At 46.8% G+C, this 237-nt stretch carries 1 pseudogene; it reads left to right on the forward strand.

The features are described 5' to 3' along the window. A pseudogene (locus tag SB660_RS23735) lies at nt 1-237 on the forward strand (phospho-sugar mutase); the annotation flags it as partial.

Below are 237 nucleotides of genomic sequence, written 5' to 3' on the forward strand. Positions count from 1 at the left end.
AGAAAAAACAGGGCACCCTTCCTGAAAACGGTGTCGTCATGAAAACGATTGTCACGAGCGAATTGGGCCGCGCTGTCGCTTCATCGTTCGGATTAGATACGGTTGACACGCTGACAGGCTTCAAATTTATCGGTGAAAAGATCAAAGAATATGAAAAATCAGGCCAATACACGTTCCAGTTCGGGTATGAAGAAAGCTACGGCTACTTAATCGGCGATTTCGCGCGTGACAAAGACG

This window comes from Bacillus sp. SIMBA_005 (genome assembly GCF_046535585.1).
Lineage (GTDB): Bacteria > Bacillota > Bacilli > Bacillales > Bacillaceae > Bacillus > Bacillus pumilus.